Annotated in this window: 11 protein-coding genes; 7 read left to right on the plus strand and 4 right to left on the minus strand. The window is 67.1% G+C overall.

Translation table 11 applies throughout. The annotated features are described in order from the left end of the window. Positions 1–271: 271 nt before the first annotated feature. Positions 272–1,081, minus strand: a complete 810-nt coding sequence (locus ACQR0Z_RS02190) for an N-acyl homoserine lactonase family protein (protein ID WP_434917547.1) — start codon at positions 1,079–1,081, stop codon at positions 272–274. 341 nt (positions 1,082–1,422) lie between these two features. On the opposite strand from ACQR0Z_RS02190, the gene ACQR0Z_RS02195 reads away from it, so the two are divergent. The 4 genes from ACQR0Z_RS02195 (at position 1,423) to ACQR0Z_RS02210 (ending at position 8,027) form a co-directional block, all read left to right on the plus strand. Further along, complete coding sequence (locus tag ACQR0Z_RS02195; RefSeq protein WP_434918001.1) at positions 1,423–2,967, plus strand: caspase family protein; 1,545 nt, start codon at positions 1,423–1,425, stop codon at positions 2,965–2,967. Between the two features lie 135 nt (positions 2,968–3,102). Next, positions 3,103–3,786, plus strand: coding sequence for an OmpA family protein (locus ACQR0Z_RS02200; RefSeq protein WP_434858259.1), 684 nt, complete (start codon positions 3,103–3,105; stop codon positions 3,784–3,786). Between the two features lie 168 nt (positions 3,787–3,954). After that, complete coding sequence (locus ACQR0Z_RS02205; protein WP_434858260.1) at positions 3,955–4,881, plus strand: efflux RND transporter periplasmic adaptor subunit; 927 nt, start codon at positions 3,955–3,957, stop codon at positions 4,879–4,881. Next, a complete protein-coding gene (locus ACQR0Z_RS02210; RefSeq protein ID WP_434858261.1) occupies positions 4,881–8,027 on the plus strand; it encodes an efflux RND transporter permease subunit in 3,147 nt (1,048 codons plus the stop codon). Before ACQR0Z_RS02205 ends, ACQR0Z_RS02210 begins: the two co-directional genes overlap by 1 nt. 9 nt (positions 8,028–8,036) lie before the next feature. On the opposite strand, the gene ACQR0Z_RS02215 is transcribed toward ACQR0Z_RS02210, so the two are convergent. Both ACQR0Z_RS02215 and ACQR0Z_RS02220 read right to left on the minus strand, forming a co-directional pair. Then, positions 8,037–9,671 (minus strand): glycosyltransferase family 39 protein, encoded by a 1,635-nt coding sequence (locus ACQR0Z_RS02215; RefSeq protein WP_434917548.1) that lies wholly within the window; start codon positions 9,669–9,671, stop codon positions 8,037–8,039. Between the two features lie 273 nt (positions 9,672–9,944). Beyond that, the gene (locus tag ACQR0Z_RS02220) at positions 9,945–10,619 is read right to left on the minus strand and encodes a Crp/Fnr family transcriptional regulator (RefSeq protein ID WP_434917549.1); all 675 of its coding nucleotides are present in this window, start codon (positions 10,617–10,619) and stop codon (positions 9,945–9,947) included. 211 nt (positions 10,620–10,830) lie between these two features. On the opposite strand from ACQR0Z_RS02220, the gene ACQR0Z_RS02225 reads away from it, so the two are divergent. From ACQR0Z_RS02225 to ACQR0Z_RS02235, 3 genes are all read left to right on the plus strand, one after another. Then, the gene (locus ACQR0Z_RS02225) at positions 10,831–12,939 is read left to right on the plus strand and encodes an AsmA family protein (protein ID WP_434917550.1); all 2,109 of its coding nucleotides are present in this window, start codon (positions 10,831–10,833) and stop codon (positions 12,937–12,939) included. Positions 12,940–13,194: 255 nt separating this feature from the next. Next, the gene (locus tag ACQR0Z_RS02230; protein WP_434917551.1) at positions 13,195–15,648 is read left to right on the plus strand and encodes an adenylate/guanylate cyclase domain-containing protein; all 2,454 of its coding nucleotides are present in this window, start codon (positions 13,195–13,197) and stop codon (positions 15,646–15,648) included. Between the two features lie 303 nt (positions 15,649–15,951). Continuing rightward, positions 15,952–16,236, plus strand: a complete 285-nt coding sequence (locus ACQR0Z_RS02235) for a GIY-YIG nuclease family protein (protein ID WP_434917552.1) — start codon at positions 15,952–15,954, stop codon at positions 16,234–16,236. 1,332 nt (positions 16,237–17,568) lie between these two features. On the opposite strand, the gene ACQR0Z_RS02240 is transcribed toward ACQR0Z_RS02235, so the two are convergent. Further along, positions 17,569–18,126 (minus strand): MarR family winged helix-turn-helix transcriptional regulator, encoded by a 558-nt coding sequence (locus ACQR0Z_RS02240; RefSeq protein WP_434917553.1) that lies wholly within the window; start codon positions 18,124–18,126, stop codon positions 17,569–17,571. Positions 18,127–18,169 lie beyond the last annotated feature (43 nt).

An 18,169-nucleotide genomic window follows, 5' to 3' on the forward strand; every position in this document is an offset into this window, starting at 1 on the left:
CGCTTGAATTGAAGCACAGTGTAATCTGCCGAGCGGCCTCGGCAACCTCCGCTGTCGTCCCGGCGAACGCCGGGACCCATAACCACAGGGAGTAGTTCGGGGCAGGCGTGTCGTTCAAAGCGCGTGCTCACCAGGACCGCCACGGCGTATGGATCCCGGATCGGCGCCACGCCGCGCTCGCGCGCGCCGCGGCTTGTCCGGGATGACGGTGGTGGGTGGCAATGATGGCGGAGCTCCTCGCGATCGCCTTCGATCAAGCAGAGCGCAGCCGCTACGACTTCGCAAACGACCGCTTCGGCGGCACGTGCAGCGCATACGCATCCGCCGCGTCGTTCACGCGCGGATAGAGCTCGGTCACCAGCGGATCGTGTCCCGGGATGAAGCGATCGGGATGGCCCGCGAGGCGCTCGATGATCTCCCAGCCGCGCGCCATGTCGCCGATGTCGAGCACGATCGGAAACGGGCTGCGGCGCTGCAGATTGGCGTAGTAATGCGCGGCGTCGGAGGCGAGCACGACCGGGCCGCGCGCGGTCTCGACCCGCACCACCTGCAGGCCGTCGGAATGACCGCCGACGCGGTGCACCGTGACGCCGGGCGCGATCTCGCCGTCGCCGCTATGGAAGGTGACGCGCTCGCCATAGACATGACGCACCATGGTGGTGACGTGCTCGACCGAGAACGGGTGGCGCAGCAGGCCGTTGCACATGCAGCGCCCCGTCGCATAGGCCATCTCGCGCTCCTGCAGATGGAAGCGCGCGTTGGGGAAGCGGTCGAGATTGCCGGCGTGATCGTAGTGCAGATGCGTGACGATGATGTCGCGGATCGCGCTCGCGTCGACACCGAACAGCGCCAGCGCATCGACCGGATTGCGCGTCAGTTTGCGGTGGCGCAGTTCGGCCTCGGCGGCGTTGAAGCCGGTGTCGACCAGGATGTCGCGGCCGCCGCTGCGAATCAGCCAGACGAAATAGTCGAGGTCCTGCGCGACGGTGTCGTGCGGATCGGGCTGCAGGAAATTCATCTGCAGCGTGCGCTGGGACATCGTCGCATAGCGCAAGGCATAGATCTCGGTGGCGTTCCCCATGACGGCCTTCTCATTCTTGTTTCGGCATTGACGGCATCGAGCCACCGCCGCGCTGCGAGGTCAATCGCCGCCCGCGTCGAACCGGCGGATCGGCTGGCGCGACCCAGTGTGAGGCATCGCACATCATGCGAGACCTCGGCGGCGGCATGGTCTGACGGTGTCATGGCCCGCGGCTTTCGCAAGAGGTTCACGCGGGCGGTCGTCTCGCTCGACGATTCGTCAACCGCTCCAAGCAGTTGACGTGCCGTCACGGCGATTTGATAATGCCTGACGCGTGGGATATGGTCGCCCCGGCGCAAGCTGGACGGCGCCTGATTGCTGACCGCTGGACCGCCATCGTGATGATCTTCCGCCTGCTGTTGCTGCTCGGCCTGCTGTTCTCCGTCGCGCTCTCCGAGACCGCCATGGCGGCCACTGAGCGCTTTGCGCTCGTGATCGGCAATGCGAAGTATCCCGATGCCGATGCGCCGCTCAAGGAACCGATCAACGACGCGCGCGATCTCACCGACGAGCTGAAGCGCGACGGCTTCAACGTCGAGACGCTCGAGAATGCGACCGGCGACGCGATGCGCCGCGGCTTCGAGCGGCTCTATGGCAAGCTCAAGCCCGGTTCGGTGGCGCTGCTGTTCTTCTCCGGCTACGGCATCCAGTCGAGCCGGCAGAGCTACATGATCCCGGTCGATGCGCAGATCTGGCAGGAAGCCGATGTGCGGCGCGACGGTTTCAGCCTCGAGCAGGTGCTGCAGGAGATCAACAGCCGCGGCGCCGGCGTGAAGATCGCGCTGCTCGATGCCTCCCGGCGCAATCCCTATGAGCGGCGCTTCCGCACCGCATCGGCCGGCCTCGCGCCGGTGATCGCGCCGAGCGGCACCCTGGTGATGTATTCGGCGGCGCTGTCGTCGGTGGTGTCGGATACGGGGCGCGATCGCAGCCTGTTCGTGCAGGAGCTGCTCAAGGAAATCCGTGTTCCCGATCTCACCGCCGAGGAGACGCTGAACCGGACCCGCGTCGGCGTCACCCGCGCCTCGCGCAGCGAGCAGGTGCCGTGGATCTCGTCGTCGCTGGCGGAGGACTTCTCCTTCGTGCCCGGCGCCGGCGGCGGACGTCCGCCGGCCGAGAGCAATGTGGTCGCGCCGCCGGTTCCAACGCCCACACCCACGCCGACGCAGGTCGTGGTGGCGCCGCCGCTGCCGACGCCGCAGCCGCCGCTGCCCCCCGTGCCGTCGCCGCAGCCTACGCCCACTCCGGTCCAGAAGGTGGATACACCGCCGCCTCCGCCGGTGCCGCCCGTCACGCCGGTTCCGACATCCTCGCCGGTCATCGCCAACGTCGCGCCGACGGTGCCGACCACCCCGGTGACGCCGCCCGTTCCGCCGCCGGACCCGTTTGCCGAAGATCCGACGATCAAGAGCCTCACGGCCAAGATCGCCGCCAATCCCGAGGATGCCGGTGCGCTGTACCGGCGCGGCCAGGTCTATGCGAGCAAGGGCGCCTATCCGCAGGCGATCCGCGATTTCGACGAGACCATCCGGATCAATCCGAAGGACGTCGAAGCGCTCAACAACCGCTGCTGGGCGCGCACCGTCGTCGGCGAGCTGCAGTCGGCGCTGCGCGACTGCAACGAGGCGCTGCGGCTGCGGCCGAATTTCGTCGACGCGCTCGACAGCCGCGGCCTGGTGAACCTGAAGTCCGGCGCGGCCAAGAACGCGATCGCCGATTTCGACGCGGCGCTGAAGATCAATCCGCGGCTGACCTCGTCGCTGTACGGCCGCGGCCTCGCCAAGCAGCGCAACGGCGCCGCGCAGGAAGGCGCGCTCGACATCGCCAACGCCAAGGCGATGGATCCGAACATCGACCGCGAGTTCGAAAGCTACGGCGTCCGCTGATTTCTTGCGCGCGCCGGCCTGCCGGCTCGAACCATGCGGCACGCCGGATCGACATATCGAGCGAACAGCCGGGGTCGCGGGCGGGGGCTACGCGACGGGGCCGGCAGGATCAGTTCGCGTGAACAGGGGATGGCCATGACCGCACCGAAGACGATTTCGACCCATACCGCCGGCCTGACGGGTCTCGTGGTGGCTGCAGCCTTGAGCGCCGTGGTGTCGTTCGGCCTGACGCCGGCCTCCGCCGCGGAGGATGTGACGGAGGATCAGATCGTCCGCGCCCTCGCCGGGCCGAAGAAGCCGCTGACCCGAGGGCTGTCGATGGCGCCGCCGGCCGAGGCGGCCGCCGCGCCCGCCGTCACGCCGGAACAGGACAAGTTCCTGCAGAGCATCCGCGGCCGCTCGACCCGCTCGCTTTCGGTCGCCGAGCGCGAGGAGATCGCGGCGGTCGCCAAGACCAAGCCGAACATCGATCTCGAGATCACCTTCGACTACAACTCCGCCAATATCAGCCAGAAGTCGCTGCCCTCGGTGCAGGCGCTCGGCCGCGCGCTGACCAGCGCCGAGCTGAAGGGCTCGACCTTCGTGCTCGCCGGCCATACCGACGCCGCGGGCGCCGATGCTTATAATCAGGATTTGTCGGAGCGCCGCGCCGACTCGATCAAGCGCTATCTGGTTGAGAAGTTCGGCATCGCCGGCACCGATCTGGTCACGGTCGGCTACGGCAAGAGCAAGCTGAAAAATCCGGCCCAGCCGCTCGCCGAGGTCAATCGCCGCGTCCAGGTCGTCAACATGCAGAGCAAGACGGCGTCCGCCAAGTAGTCGGCGTCTGCAAAGCGCCATTGGGGGTCGCGTGGCCTTGTACCGAGCAGCCGAGATGCGTCCCGCAACCTTGCGGGGCGCATCGTCTCGTCGGATGCTCGTCACGGCCTTCGTGACCGCATACGCTGTCGCTAGTCCGCACCTCGAGCCGACCGGATCGATTTTCCGATGAAGCTGCCCAAACTCGTCAAGCAAGCCGTGACCGGCGTGGTCTTCCTCGGCCTGTTCGCCGGCTATTATCTGTACGAGCATCGCGGACATCAGACCGCTGAAGAGCCGCGCATGCAGGCGCAGGTGCTGGTCACCAAGGCTGGCAAGGCCTGCTTCTCCGATCTCGTGCGCGTCACCGGCTTCGTCGTGCCCCGCCGCGAGGCCGTGGTCGGCGCCGATCAGGAAGGCTCGCGCGTCACCGACGTGCTGGTGAAGGAAGGCGACACCGTCACCGAGAACCAGGAGCTTGCGCGGCTGACACCGCCGCCGCCCCAGCCGGGGGCGCCGGCCGCGGCGGCCGGCCGGCCGGTGTCCCTTCGCGCGCCGGCCGCGGGCCTCGTCACCGAGGTGCGCACCATCGCCGGCGTCCCGGCCTCGCCGCAGGCTGGACCGATGTTCCGTATCGCCGTCAACAATGAGCTGGAACTCGACGCCGAAGTCCCCAGCATTCATCTGTTGAAGCTCAGCGCCGGCGCGCCGGTGCGCATCAGCCGCGACAATCTCCCCGACATCGTCGGGAAGCTGCGCGTCGTCGGCCCGCAGGTCGACCGCACCACGCAGCTGGGCCATGTCCGGATCGCGCTCACCAGCAATCCCTCGCTGAAGCCCGGCATGTTCGCGCGCGCCAACATCGATGCGCGGCGCAGCTGCGGCGTTGCCGTTCCCAACACGGCGATCGATCACCTCACCATTCAGGTCGTGAAGGGCGACGTCGTCGAGACGCGCAAGGTTCGGGTCGGGCTGGTGTCCGATACCTCGACCGAAATTCTCGAAGGCCTGGCCGAGGGCGAGGTCGTCGTGGCCGACGCCGGCAGCTCGCTGCATGACGGCGACCAGATCAAGACCATGTTCGCCGAAGACATCGATCGCACGCGGGTACGCTGATGGCACTGAATATCTCGGCATGGTCGATCCGGAACCCGCTGCCGTCGATTCTCTTTTCGATCATCCTGCTCGTGCTGGGCTGGATGAGCTTCACCAAGCTCGCGGTGACGCGGCTGCCGAACGCCGACATTCCGGTGATCTCGGTGGCGGTGGCGCAGTTCGGCGCGGCGCCGTCGGAGCTTGAATCCCAGGTCACCAAGATCATCGAGGACGGCGTCTCCGGCGTCGAAGGCGCCCGCCACATCCAGTCGCTGATCACCGATGGTCTCTCCGTCACGACCATCACCTTCGCGCTGGAGACTAACACCGACCGCGCCATCAACGACGTCAAGGACGCCGTGACGCGGGTGCGCTCGGACCTGCCGCAGAACGTCACCGAGCCCCTGATCTCGCGCGTCGACAAGATCGGCCTGCCGATCGTCACCTATGCCGCGATCTCGCCCGGCAAGACGCCCGAGCAGCTGTCGTTCTTCGTCGACGACGTGGTCAAGCGCGAGCTGCAGGGCGTGCGCGGCGTCAGCCAGGTCGAGCGCATCGGCGGTGTCGAGCGCGAGATCCTGGTCTCGCTCGATCCCGACCGGCTGCAGGCGATGGGCCTCACCGCCGTCAATGTCAGCCAGAGCCTGCGCGGCACCAATGTCGACGTCGCCGGCGGCCGCGCCGAGATCGGCAAGAACGACCAGGCGATCCGCACGCTCGCCGGTGCCAAGACGCTCAACGAGCTCTCGAACACGATGATCCCGCTGTTCGGCGGCGGCGAGGTCCGGCTCGCCGATCTCGGCACGGTCACCGACACCATCGCCGACCGCCGCACCTTCGCGCGCTTCAACGGCGAGCCGGTGGTGGCGCTCGGCATCAAGCGTGCCAAGGGCGCCAGCGACGTGGTCGTCGCAGCCGCCGTGCAGAAGCGCATCGACCAGGTGAAGGCCGCGCATCCCGATGTCGAGCTGAAGCTGATCGATACGTCGGTCGAGTTCACCAAGGGCAATTACGACGCGGCGATCTCGACCCTGTTCGAGGGCGCGATCCTCGCCGTCATCATCGTGCTCTTGTTCCTGCGCGATCTCCGGGCGACGATCATCGCGGCGATCTCGCTGCCGCTGTCGATCTTCCCGGCGTTCTGGGCGATGGACATCCTCGGCTTCTCGCTGAACATGGTCTCGTTCCTCGCCATCACGCTGTCGACCGGCATTCTCGTCGACGACGCGATCGTTGAGATCGAGAACATCGTGCGCCACATGCGCATGGGCAAGTCGCCCTATCGCGCGGCGCTCGACGCCGCCGACGAGATCGGACTCGCGGTGATCGCCATCAGCCTCACCATCATCGCGATCTTCGCGCCGGCGAGCTTCATGTCCGGCATCGCCGGCCAGTTCTTCAAGCAGTTCGGCATCACCGTCTCGGTGCAGGTTTTCTTCTCGCTCCTGGCCGCACGCTTCGTGACGCCGATGCTGGCGGCCTATTTCATGAAGCATCACGACCACGAGGATCCGCCGCCGGGCTTCATCCTGCGCGCCTATCATCGCATCGTGACGTGGTCGGTGAAGCACTATTACATCACGATCCTGCTCGGCGTCGGCATCTTCGCGGCGTCGATCTGGAGCACGACGCTGCTGTCGAAAGGCTTCCTGCCGGCCCAGGACGCCGCGCGATCGCTGCTCGCGATCGAGCTGCCGCCGGGCGCGCAGCTCGCCTATACGGAGAAGGTCACCGAGGAGATCGTGGCGCGGCTGCGCAAGCGGCCGGAGGTGCGCAGCGTATTCGTCGACGGCGGCCGGCTGCAGGGCGCGATGGAGGTCCGCCGCGCCGGCATGATCGTCAACTACACGCCCAAGACCGAGCGCAAGATCACGCAGAAGGAACTCGAGCTCGCGATCTCCAAGGAGCTCGAGACCATTCCCGACATCCGGTTCTGGTTCACGGATGAGAACGGCCTGCGCCCGATCAAGCTGGTCTTGACCGGCACCGATCCCAAGCTGGTCGACAATGTCGCGAGCGAGCTGGCCTCCCAGATGCGGCGGATTCCGATCATCTCCAACGTCGTCTCCGACACCTCGCTCGACCGGCCGGAGCTGCGGGTGCAGCCGCGCGCCGATCTCGCCGCACGTCTCGGTGTGTCCACCGAGAGCCTGTCGCAGACCATCCGCGTCGCCACCATCGGCGACGTCGGGCCGGCGCTGGCGAAATACGACGTCGGCGGCCGCTTGGTGCCGATCCGGGTGCAGTTGGAGGACGCCGCGCGCAGCGACGTGAAGATCCTCGAACAATTGCGCGTGCCGCTCGGCCAGTTCGGCGAAAAGGGTGGCGTGCCGCTGGCGGTGGTCGCCGACATCAAGCTCGATCAGGGGCCGACCAGCATCAGCCGTTACGATCGCGGCCGCCAGGCGACGGTCTCCGCCGATCTCGTCGGTCTGGCCGCGCTCGGCGATGCCACCAAGCTGATCGACGAGCTGCCGGTGCGAAAGACCATGCCGGCGAGCGTCAAGCTGATCCCATCCGACGACGCCGAGAGCCTGAACGAGCTGGCCTCCGGCTTCATCACGGCGATCACGGCCGGCCTGATGATCGTCTATGCGGTGCTGGTGCTGCTGTTCGGCACCTTCCTGCAGCCGATCACGATCCTGTTCTCTCTGCCGCTTTCGATCGGTGGTGCCATCGCCGCGCTGATGCTGACCGGCAAGCAGCTCACGATCCCCGTCTATATCGGCATGATGATGCTGATGGGCATCGTCACCAAGAACGCGATCATGCTGGTCGAGTTCGCGATCGAGGCGATCCATGCGGGTGTCAGGCGCGACGAGGCGATCATCGACGCCGGCATGAAGCGCGCGCGGCCGATCGTGATGACCACGATCGCGATGGTCGCCGGCATGATGCCGAGCGCGCTCGCGGTCGGCGCCGGCGGCGAATTCCGCTCGCCGATGGCGCTCGCGGTGATCGGTGGCCTCGTGTTCTCGACCGTGCTGTCGCTGCTGTTCGTGCCGGCGATGTTCCTGGTGATGGACGACGTCGGATCCGTGTTCGCGCGGCTCGGCCGCAAGCTGGTCGTCTCCTCCGGCGACGCCACCGACGAGGCGGACCACGCGGCAGCGGGTCATGACCACAAGCCGCCGCCGCCCGCGGCGATCTCGCCGGCGGCGGAATGATACGCGAGGTCAGTCGGCGGCCGGAATCATCCGCCTCGCGGCACTGACATCCTGCGGCGCGTCGGGGGCGTTCTCGGTCGGCGCCTCGGCCGCGGGCGGCACGATCAGTGCGACGAAGCCCTGGCTCGCGCCCGGCCAGCCGAACAGCTTGGTCCGGAGCGTGAAGTCGACACGGACCGATCGCTTCGCCAGCGCCGCCGCCTGCTGCATGCCGCCGACGCAGGACAGGTCGGTGTCGTAGCACAGCGCGGCCCAGCCCTGCGCGGTCAGCGTCGTGCTCGGCGTCTGCAGCTCGTGCGGGTGCACCAGCGCGGCTTCATAGCGCGGATGGTCGGCGCCGTAGAACGCCGCCGCAAAGGCCAGCCCGTCATCGCCGCCGACATGGGCGAGGGGGCGGTCCGAAGTGGTCCGCCACAGCCGGTCGAGTTCGGCCGCCGCCGGCTGATAGAAATTGCGGCCCTCGTTCAAGGGCACGTAGTTGCGATACAGCGCATGCAGCGGCGCCGCTACGATGGCGGCGAGCACGGCGATCCAGATCATCGTCGCCGCGAGTCTGATGGTCGTCTCGCGCGGGGCCTGGTAGCTGGCGCCGCACACGATCACGATGACGATCAGGAACACACCCTGCAGGCCCCAGAGCGGCGGCATGTCGGTGCCGAACATCGCCGACACCATCGCCGGGAGCGTCACGGTGCCGATGCCGATCATCGCCAGCAGCCGCAGCCCGGAGCCCAGGCTGAGCGCATCGTTGAGCACCTGGCTCGGACGCGGCCGCGTCATCGCCAGCCAGATCAGGCCGGGAATGCCGACGATGCCGGCCATCGCGACCACGAATCCCCCGGCCTCGACCAGGGCCGCCGCGGCCGACTTGCCGACATGGTGCTCGACCGCATGCGAGAAGGGCTGCGCGCCGGTCGTGGCGAGCCACAGGATATGAGGAGCCAGCGCAGCCAGCCCGGACAGCGCCGCGATCCAGGGCGCGGACGAGGTGAAATAGGCGCGCCGCTCGCTGTGGCACAGCGCCGCGATGGCGAAGCTCACGATCAGGAAGATCGAGTAGTACTTGCCGAGCATGGCAAGCGCGGCAGTGAGGCCAGCGGCGACCGCCCAGCCGGCGTGGCGGGTCTCGAACGAGCGCAGGAAGCACCAGGTCGCGAGCGGCCAGCTCGACAGCAGCACCGCATTGGCGTTGAAGCGCTGCGCGTGCAGCTGATAGACCGGTAGCAGCATCAGCAGCAGCAGCACGGTCAGGCGCTTGTCGCCGCGTGCGAAGCGCTGGCTGATGCGGTCGACGGCCCAGAGTCCGGCCGCGCCATTGGTCAGCGCCAGCAGGTTGAACGACCAGTTTGTGAGCGGAAACACCGTGGTCCAGGCCCACGCGGCCCATCCCATCAGCGGCGGATGCTTGGTCGAGCCCCACTCGAAGCTGCGCCCGAGCGACCAGGTCTCGATCACGTCCTGGTGGAGATCGCCGCCGAGATAGGCCAGCGAAAAATACGCCATCCAGACCGCGACGAAGCCCGCGATCAGCGCCGGCACCGCCCAGCCGTCCTCGACGGCATCGATCCAGACCGTGAGAGCCTTGCGCCAGCGTACACCCGAACCATTGGTCGCGATCGCGATCGCCGGCAGCGCAAGACTCATGATTTCCCTTCCAACGATGGTGTTCGAGCCTGGCGCACGCTCCATCGCCCGCGCATGATGTGCGCGGACGATGGGGACAGCACCGGTGCCGGATTGACCCTGTTGGAATCGTTAAAAACGGTTCATGTCGCAAATTGTGAGGCGCGGTGGCCCAAATGCGATCATGTTTGGCCGAGCTGGATACGCGCCGATGCACAATGGCCGGTTCCGGCCATCAGGCCGGCCCGCAAACGACATATTCGCTTATTTGCCATCGTGCTGTGCCGAGGTCAGCTAATCGTTGCGCGCGATCGTGCTGAGCCTGGTGAGGTCGTGCAGCAGGATGCGGCCGCGCTGCAGGTCGAGGATCTTGTCCTTGCGCCAGGCCTGCAGCTGCCGGTTCACGCTCTCGCGCGCCGCGCCGACGAACACGCCGAGCTGCTCCTGGGAGATGTGAACCTCCGAGCCGAAATCATCCGCCAGCGCGCACAGCCGGCGCGCCAGCCGCACCGGCAGCGGCTGCAGCACCGATTCCTCCATTCGCTCGCTCTGCCAGCGGATGCGCTGGCACAACAGCTGGATGATCCGGATCGCGACCTTGGGCTCGCGCTCCAGGAAGCCGAGGAAGTCCTCGCGGCGCAGCACGAACAGCTCGGTCTGCTCGCCCGCGGTGGCGTCGGCGGTACGCTCCTGGCCGTCGAGCACCGCGACCTCGCCGAACAGGTCGCCCGGACCCATGAAGTTGAGCGTCAGGCGGCTGCCGTCGGTCGCGCCGGTCTCGATGCGGATCTGGCCGCGCCGCACCCCGAACAGCGCGTTGCCGGGATCGCCCTTCTGGAACAGCAGCTCGCCCGCCGAGAGATGCTGGGTGTGGCAGAGGTTCGCCAGCCGCTGCAGCTCATCGGCCCCGAGGTCCGCGAACATCGGGTTCATCTTCAGAATGACCGCAAATTCGGCCTGCTTGCTCATCACTATACCTTCGGCATTGGTTTAAGGCCTCACTTACCGAAACCCCATCGGCAGAAGTGTGTCGTAAGTCACATAACGCGCATGGGCTCACGCCTATCTTGGTCGCTCCCGGGGCGGTCTACGTTCTGGGAAAAATTCAGATTGAACCGGGTCGGTGTTGCCGCATGCTAACCCCAGGCGGCCGCTCGCGCGTCGCGCTTGGGACATCGAGATGAAAGCATTGAAGATCGCAGCCGGCTTGCTGGGCGCCGTCATCGTGGTGCTCGCACTGGCGCTTGCCTTCGGACTTCCGGCAGGCTTCCTGACGGTCGCCATCCAGGATCGCGTCGAGCGCGACACCGGCTACCGTCTGAGCATCGCGGGCTCGGCGAGCGTCAGCCTGTGGCCGTCGCTGCATGCCACGCTGACCGACATCACCCTGCAGGATCCGAAGGAGCGCGACGGCAGCGCGCGGCTGACGGTCGGCCGGGTGCAGGCCGACATGGCACTGTCGAGCCTGTGGTCCGGCCGGCCGGTGATCACGGAGATCGTCGTCGAGAAGCCCACGCTGCAACTGCCGCTGCTGCGCGAGCGCCTGCGCGACAACAGTCCGCGCAGTCGCCCTGCGGCCAAGGCGGAGGGCGCAGCCTCGGTGCAGATCCGGCGCGTCACCGTCAAGGACGGCGCCGTCATCCTCGCCAATGTGCGCGACCGGGTCGAGAACCGCCTCGAAACCATCGCCGCGACCGCTGTGCTCGGCGATGACGACAAGATCAAGATCACGGGCTCCGCCCGCGCCGGCGACGGTCCGGTGACCTTCGACATCACCGCCGCGGCGCCCGCGATGCCGGTCGAGCGGCAGACCGTCCCCGTCGATTTCAAGCTCACGATGGCGAGCGCCTTTCGCGGTGCTGTGACCGGCCGGGCCGATGTCCGGCTGAACGGGCCGCTGGTGATGATCAACGGCCTCAGCGGCACGCTCGGTGAGGGCGATTTCAACGGCTGGGCCTCGATCGATCTCGCCAGCAAGCCGATGCTGAAGCTGGATCTCGACGTGCGCCGTCTCGATTTCGACGGCCCGGCGCCGCGCGGTTCGGCAGCGGCCGGATGGAGCACGGCGGCGATCGACCTGCGCGGCCTCAACTACATCGATGCGCGGGTCAAGCTGTCGGCCACCGATGTCGGCCTCTCCGGGGCGCGTGTCGGTCCGCTTGATCTCGAGGCGTCGCTGGCCGGCGGGCTGATGAAGGCGACCGTGACCAATCTCGGCGCCTATGGCGGCCAGGCCAGCGGCGAGGTCGTCATCGACGCCTCCAGCGGCAATCCGGCCTATGCGATGCATTGCGATCTCACCGGCCTCCGCGCGCTGCCGCTGCTGCAGAACCTCGCCGATTTCGACCGCATCGACGCCCAGCTGCAGGGCAAGCTGGCGCTGCGCTCGACCGGCGCCAGCCAGCAGGCGATCATGAGCAATCTCAGCGGCTCGGCGTTCCTGCTGTTCCAGAACGGCGCGATCCGCGGCATCAATGTCGCGCAGATGATCCGCTCGCTGACCACCAACCCGCTCTCGGGCTGGCAGGACTCGAAGGAGCTGACCACCGATCTGTCCCAGCTCTCGGCCTCGTTCCAGATCGAGCGCGGCCAGGCGGCGACCAGTGATCTCACTCTGATCGGCCCGCTGGTGAAGGTCACCGGCGCCGGCACGATCGATCTCGGCAACCGCGCGCTGGCGTTGCGGGTCGAACCGAAGCTCGTGCTGACCACGGAAGGGCAGGGCCGCACCTCGGACCCGGTCGGCCTCGGCATTCCCGTCGTGATCGACGGCCCGTGGAGCCAGCCGCGCTTCTATCCCGACATGGCCGGCATCCTCGACAATCCCGACGCCGCCTATGCCAAGCTCAAGCAGATGGGGCAGGGCCTGTTCGGCAAGGACGGCGCCGGGCTCAACAACCTCATCAACGGCATCGGTGGCCTGATCGGCAATGCCGCGCCCGGCGCGGCCCCGAACGGCGCGCCGTCGCCAGCCACGCCGAATGCGCAGGCGCCCGCCGCGGGCCAGAACGATCTGCTCGGCGGCCAGCTCGGGGCCACCATCGGCAATCTGATCCAGCAAGGGCTGCAGCAGGCCATGCCGCCGCAGCAACCCCGCAGTCGCGGCCGGACCGTGGTTCCGCCCGGCGGCGCCACGCCGCTGCTGCAGGCGCCGCAAGCCGATCCGGCACAGCCTCCGGCGGAGACGGGCCAGGCGCCGACCGCCGCGACGCCCGTCGAGCCGCGCGATGACAGCGTCCAGGACAGCCAGCCGATGAACGATGTGCTGAAGCGCATCTTCAATCGGTAGGATGTCACCGGAAATGAGCTGCGTCCTCCGTCAAATGACGGAGGACGCAGCGTAGCATTGACGCGAAGATCGGCGGGATGGGGCTGGGCCTGCGCATGCAGCCGGTCTGCCCGCTGCATTCTGTGCTAAACGGAGGGTCGGCGGGCGCTCGACAGTCGAGCGGCTCCGTCGCTGACGATGTCGCTGTCCTGGTTGGGGCGGCGGACGCGCCCGTTCGGGGTTTGACCTCGGTGATGACGCGCGTGAGGGGTCCGAATGAGCGAGGTCAAGAACAGAGGCTGGTCACTGCGGCAGGGCCTGTTCGCCAAGTATGTGGTGTCGCTGGTCGGGCTCGTCGTGTTCGTCCTGGCCGTCAACGGCGCGACCGAGACCTGGATCAGCTATCAGTCCACCCGGGCGAGCCTGACCGCCGCGATGGCCGAAAAGGCCGACGCCAGCGCCCGGCGGATCGACCAGGCGATCTCGGACCTGCAGCGCCAGATCAGCTGGGTGACGCGCGCGAGCGCCAACACGCTGGAGCTGCGCCGCGCCGACTATGTCCAGCTGCTGAGCCAGGCTCCGGCCGTGCGGCAGCTGTATCAGCTCGACGGCCAGGGCCGCGAGCAGCTCCGGGTGTCGCGCACCGCGATCGCGTTCTCTTCCAACAACGACCTGTCGCGCGACCTGCGCTTCACCGACACGGTGACGCATGGCAGCAACTTTTCCGGCGTGACCTTCAAGGGCACCCAGCCGATGATGTCGATCTCGGTCGCGCATTCCGGCTTCAATGCCGGCGTGACCGTCGCCGACATCGACCTCGACTTTCTCGAGGACTTCATGTCCGAGGCGCAGGTCGGCAAGGTCGGCATCGCCTACGTCGTCGATCCCCGTGGCCAGGTGCTGGCGAGTTCGGCCAAGGGGCCGGCGGTCGGGAAGGACGTCTCCCAGCTGCCGCAGGTCGCGGCGATGCTGACGCCCGACGGCCAGCCGCTGGCGTCCGGCACGGACAGCAACGGTCATTCCGTGCTCTCGGCGGTCGCGACCATGCCCAAGCTTGGCTGGGCCGTGTTCTTCGAGCAGTCGACCGCGCATGCGCTGGCGCCGATCCGCGATCAGCTGCTGCGCGGCGCGCTCCTGATCGCGCTCGGCCTCGCGGTGGCGACCCTGGCCGGATCGCTGCTGGCCCGCCGCATGCTCGTGCCGATCACCGCCCTGCGCACCGGCGCGCGCAAGCTCGGTGCCGGCGATTTCGGCCAGCGCATCGAGGTCAACACCCATGACGAGCTCGAAGAGCTCGCCGATCAGTTCAACAGCATGGCCGGCCAGCTCGCGCAGTCCTATGCCGTGCTGGAGGCGAAGGTCGAGGAGCGCACGCGCGATCTCGCGCAGTCGATCAACGAGCTGAAGGTGCTGGAGGAGGTCGGCCGCGCGGTGTCGTCCTCGCTCGATCTCAACGCGGTGCTGCCGACGGTGTCGGCGCGGGCGCTCGAGATCACCCATGCCGATGCGGTTCTGATCTATTCCTACGAGGCCGCGACGCGCCGCTTCAGGCTGGTCGAAGCCAAGGGGCTGGAGCGCACGCAGGACGCGCCCTACAGCATGCTTGACGAGGAGACCACGCTGCTCGCCGAGTCCGTGCGCAGCGGCGAGCCGATCGCGATCGCCGAGCTGGAGAGCGCGCCCGCTCATCCGCTGCGCGATGTTGCTGTCGCGGGGGGCTTCCATGCCGTGCTGTTCACGCCGCTGGTCGATCAGCAGGGCGTGCTCGGCGCACTCGTGGTGCTCAGGCGCTCGGCCGGCGCCTTCCCGCCGAATCTCATCGGGGTGATGCGCACCTTCGCGCACCAGGCGGTGCTGGCGATGCGCAATGCGCGGCTGTTCACCGAGGTCGACCAGAAGGGCCGCGAGCTGGCGCTCACCCACGCCACCGTGCAGCAGCAGGCGGAGAAGCTCACCGAGCAGACCGAGCAATTGCGCGAATGGAACAAGTCGCTGGAAGAGCGCGTCGAGAAGCAGCTCGCCGAGATCGAGCGCATCCGCCGCCTCGAGCGCTTCCTGGCGCCGCAGGTGGCGCAGATCATCGCGTCGTCCGATGGCCATGACGCGCTGCTGCAGAGCCATCGCCGCGAAGTGACGGTGGTGTTCTGCGACCTGCGCGGCTTCACCGCGTTCACCGAGACCACCGAGCCGGAAGAGGCGATGAACGTGCTGCGCGAATATCACGCCGCGCTCGGCAAGCTGATCTTCAAATATGAGGGCACGCTCGACCGCTACGCCGGCGATGGCGTCATGATCCTGTTCAACGCGCCGATCCCGTTCGAGGACCACACCACGCGCGCGGTCAAGATGGCGCTGGAGATGCGCGCGGAGATCGGCGGGCTCACCGAGCGCTGGAAGAACCGCGGCCACAGCTTGGGCTTCGGCGTCGGCATCGCCGTGGGCTATGCCACGCTCGGCCAGGTCGGCTTCGAGAACCGCCTCGAATACGCCGCCATCGGCAGCGTCACCAATCTCGCCTCGCGCCTCTGCGACGCCGCCAAGGCCGGCCAGGTGATCGCGTCGCGGCGTGTCTACGGCATGGTCGAAGGCTCGGTCGACGCGCGGCCGATCGACGACCTGCACCTCAAGGGTTTCAACCATCCGGTGCTGGCGATGGAGATCCTGCAGTGGCGCGGCGAGGGCGTCGAGGCCGCCGTCATCGAGGAGCCGCGCCGGTCGGCGGCGACGTGAGCTGACCCGCGTGGCTCGCCTCTCTCCATGAGCACGCTGCTCGTGCGCGATTTTGCCGGACAGATTTCAGCTTTCGACCCTCTCCATGAACCCGTCGCTTGGCGTGTTCATGGTTTGGTGTGCAGTGCCGCCCGGCTGTTGAACCTCATGGTGAGGAGCGCCGCGCCAATCAGTCTATGCTAAGCTGAGATGTTCGCCCGCGGCGCGTCTCGAACCATGAGGCCCCTCGGTGGCCTCGCCCTTCGAGACGCCCGCCTCCGGCGGGCTCCTCAGGGTGAGGAAAAACAGAACGCGAGATCCGGCATGACCGAAGGTGCCTTTCTCTACATCTTGCTCTGCGCCGATGGTCGACTTTACGTCGGGACCACAAGGTCATCGCTGGAGCTGAGGCTCGCGCAGCACAATGATGGGACGTTCGGCGGTTATACGTTGACTCGGCGTCCCGTCAAACTGGTCTACTCCCAATGGTTCGAGCGGATCACGGACGCGATTGAAAATGAGCGTCGGTTGAAAAAAATGGAGCCGAGCCAAGAAAGACGCCTTGATCCGCGGCGACCTGGAAGCGTTGCGTTCTCTGTCTGCGCGTAGAACGACCTTTGCCGGGACGACATTGAACAAGTCGGAAGGGTCCTGAAGCGAAACGCGCAAGCGCTCCTACATCTTGGGTATTGATTGCCCAGTGGGCAGCGCCGTCCTCACCTTCAGACCCTCTCCATGAACACGCCCTTCGGCGTGCGTATGGTCGATATGCAGGACCGTCTTCGGTGTCAGACCCTCATGGTGAGGAGCGCCGCGCCGATCGGGCTTTGTCGGGTAAGATCCTCGCTCGCGGCGCGTCTCGAACCATGAGGCCGCGCTGGTGGCCTCGCCCTTCGAGACGCACGCCTGCGGCGAGCTCCTCAGGGTGAGGGGAAACAGCGGATCGGTTCATTCCGTAGATAAGAATCTTATTGCTATTTTTCGGAAATCATGATTATCTCCGCGCATCCCACCTCACCGCAGAGGGGCGTTGCGCGCGATCGTCACGACACGCGGGGCGGGGATGCGATGGCCGCGAGAGATCGCAGCATGTCCTCGTGGCGTGCCGACGAACGATCGCTTGCGGACGGTCAAGTCGCGTGGTCCTGGCCTCCCGAAGCTGAGGTCAAGTTGACGCTCGTGCCGATGCACGGCGCTGATGACGGTGGCCAACAAGCCGGTGCACCGGGGAGATCGCGAAGCAGCCGGAAGCCCATCGCGCAGGGAATGCCGGAATGTCGGCTGAACCTGTGGTACCTGCCGCCTGCATTTTCTTTCGCAGGCGGGCCATGGGTGAGGCCTTCACCCGGCATTCCCTGCGCCCTCTGCATGTCAAGAGGGGCGAGTTGATCGCATGACTCGGGCCGTATTGGCCGCGAGACTACGTGCGTATGCCTCCTCTCTACGACCGATCCGTTCGCTCACCGATTCTCGTTGTTTGAACCGTGAATCCGCCTCTCCCTCCCCCTTCGTCCCGGACAAGCCGCGACGCGCGCAGCGCATCGCGGCGCCGATCCGGGACCCATACGCCGCAGCAGGTATGAGATGCGAGATATCAACCACACGCCTGCCTCAAACTCCTCCCTGTGGCTATGGATCCCGGCGTTCGCCGGGATGACGACGAGTTTGACAGCACCGTCTCTCAACAGCCGTCATTGCGAGCGCAGCGAAGCAATCCAGGGGCTGAGCATGCGGCTCTGGATTGCTTCGTCGCTTCGCTCCTCGCAATGACAGTGGCGAGATTTTTCGGCGCATTCATCCGCCGTAGAGTGGGCAAAGGCGCCTGGGAGGTGCCCTTTGTGAGCCGTACCGTTGCGCGCCGTGCCCACCACGGCCTTGCGGCAAAGAACGGTGGGCACGCGTCGCCTCCGGCGCCGCTTTGCCCACTCTACGCTTGCGCAACTAATACGCCTGCTTCGCGTCCGCTTCCTCGCTGGTCTGGATCAGATCCAAACTCGCCTCGATCTTGCCGATCAGCCGGTCGAACAGCTTGCGCTCCTCCGCCGACAAACACGCCATGATCTCGCGCTCACGCTGCTGCAGCCGTGGGATCAGCTCCTCATACAGCGTCTTGCCCTTGCGCGTCAGCCGCAGCCGGAATTCGCGGCGGTCGTCGGCGTTCTCGACGCGTTCGATCAGCCGCCGCTCCAGCAGCGACGTCACCGCGCGGCTGATGGTCGATTTGTGCGTGCGGGTGCAGGCCGCGACATATTGCGCGCTGCAGGCGTCGCGGCGGAAGCCGAGCGTCGCCAGCACGCGCCATTCGGGAATGTCGAGCCCATGGCGCTCGCGATACTCGCTGGCGAGCGCCGCGCTCACCTCCGCCGCCAGACGGTTCAGCCGGAACGGCGCGAATTTGAACAGGTCGAGCCGCTCCGCCTCCTGCGGCGCTGCGGCATTCTGACCGCCATCGGCCCCCTTCGCCGAACGCCGGGTCTCCGCAGGTGATGGGTTCGCCACGCTCGCACTCCGATTTTTGGGTTGACGCCGCCGAGGCCGTCCG

Source organism: Bradyrhizobium sp. HKCCYLS3077 (genome assembly GCF_051167555.1).
Classification (GTDB): Bacteria; Pseudomonadota; Alphaproteobacteria; order Rhizobiales; family Xanthobacteraceae; genus Bradyrhizobium.

Bases quoted from the DNA above. Each gene is read 5' to 3' on its own strand.
- ACQR0Z_RS02215 (WP_434917548.1), bottom strand. From the start codon at position 9,671: ATGAGTCTTGCGCTGCCGGCGATCGCGATCGCGACCAATGGTTCGGGT.
- ACQR0Z_RS02235 (WP_434917552.1), top strand. From the start codon at position 15,952: ATGACCGAAGGTGCCTTTCTCTACATCTTGCTCTGCGCCGATGGTCGA.
- ACQR0Z_RS02200 (WP_434858259.1), top strand. From the start codon at position 3,103: ATGACCGCACCGAAGACGATTTCGACCCATACCGCCGGCCTGACGGGT.
- ACQR0Z_RS02195 (WP_434918001.1), top strand. From the start codon at position 1,423: ATGATCTTCCGCCTGCTGTTGCTGCTCGGCCTGCTGTTCTCCGTCGCG.
- ACQR0Z_RS02190 (WP_434917547.1), bottom strand. From the start codon at position 1,081: ATGGGGAACGCCACCGAGATCTATGCCTTGCGCTATGCGACGATGTCC.
- ACQR0Z_RS02205 (WP_434858260.1), top strand. From the start codon at position 3,955: ATGAAGCTGCCCAAACTCGTCAAGCAAGCCGTGACCGGCGTGGTCTTC.
- ACQR0Z_RS02210 (WP_434858261.1), top strand. From the start codon at position 4,881: ATGGCACTGAATATCTCGGCATGGTCGATCCGGAACCCGCTGCCGTCG.
- ACQR0Z_RS02230 (WP_434917551.1), top strand. From the start codon at position 13,195: ATGAGCGAGGTCAAGAACAGAGGCTGGTCACTGCGGCAGGGCCTGTTC.
- ACQR0Z_RS02225 (WP_434917550.1), top strand. From the start codon at position 10,831: ATGAAAGCATTGAAGATCGCAGCCGGCTTGCTGGGCGCCGTCATCGTG.
- ACQR0Z_RS02220 (WP_434917549.1), bottom strand. From the start codon at position 10,619: ATGAGCAAGCAGGCCGAATTTGCGGTCATTCTGAAGATGAACCCGATG.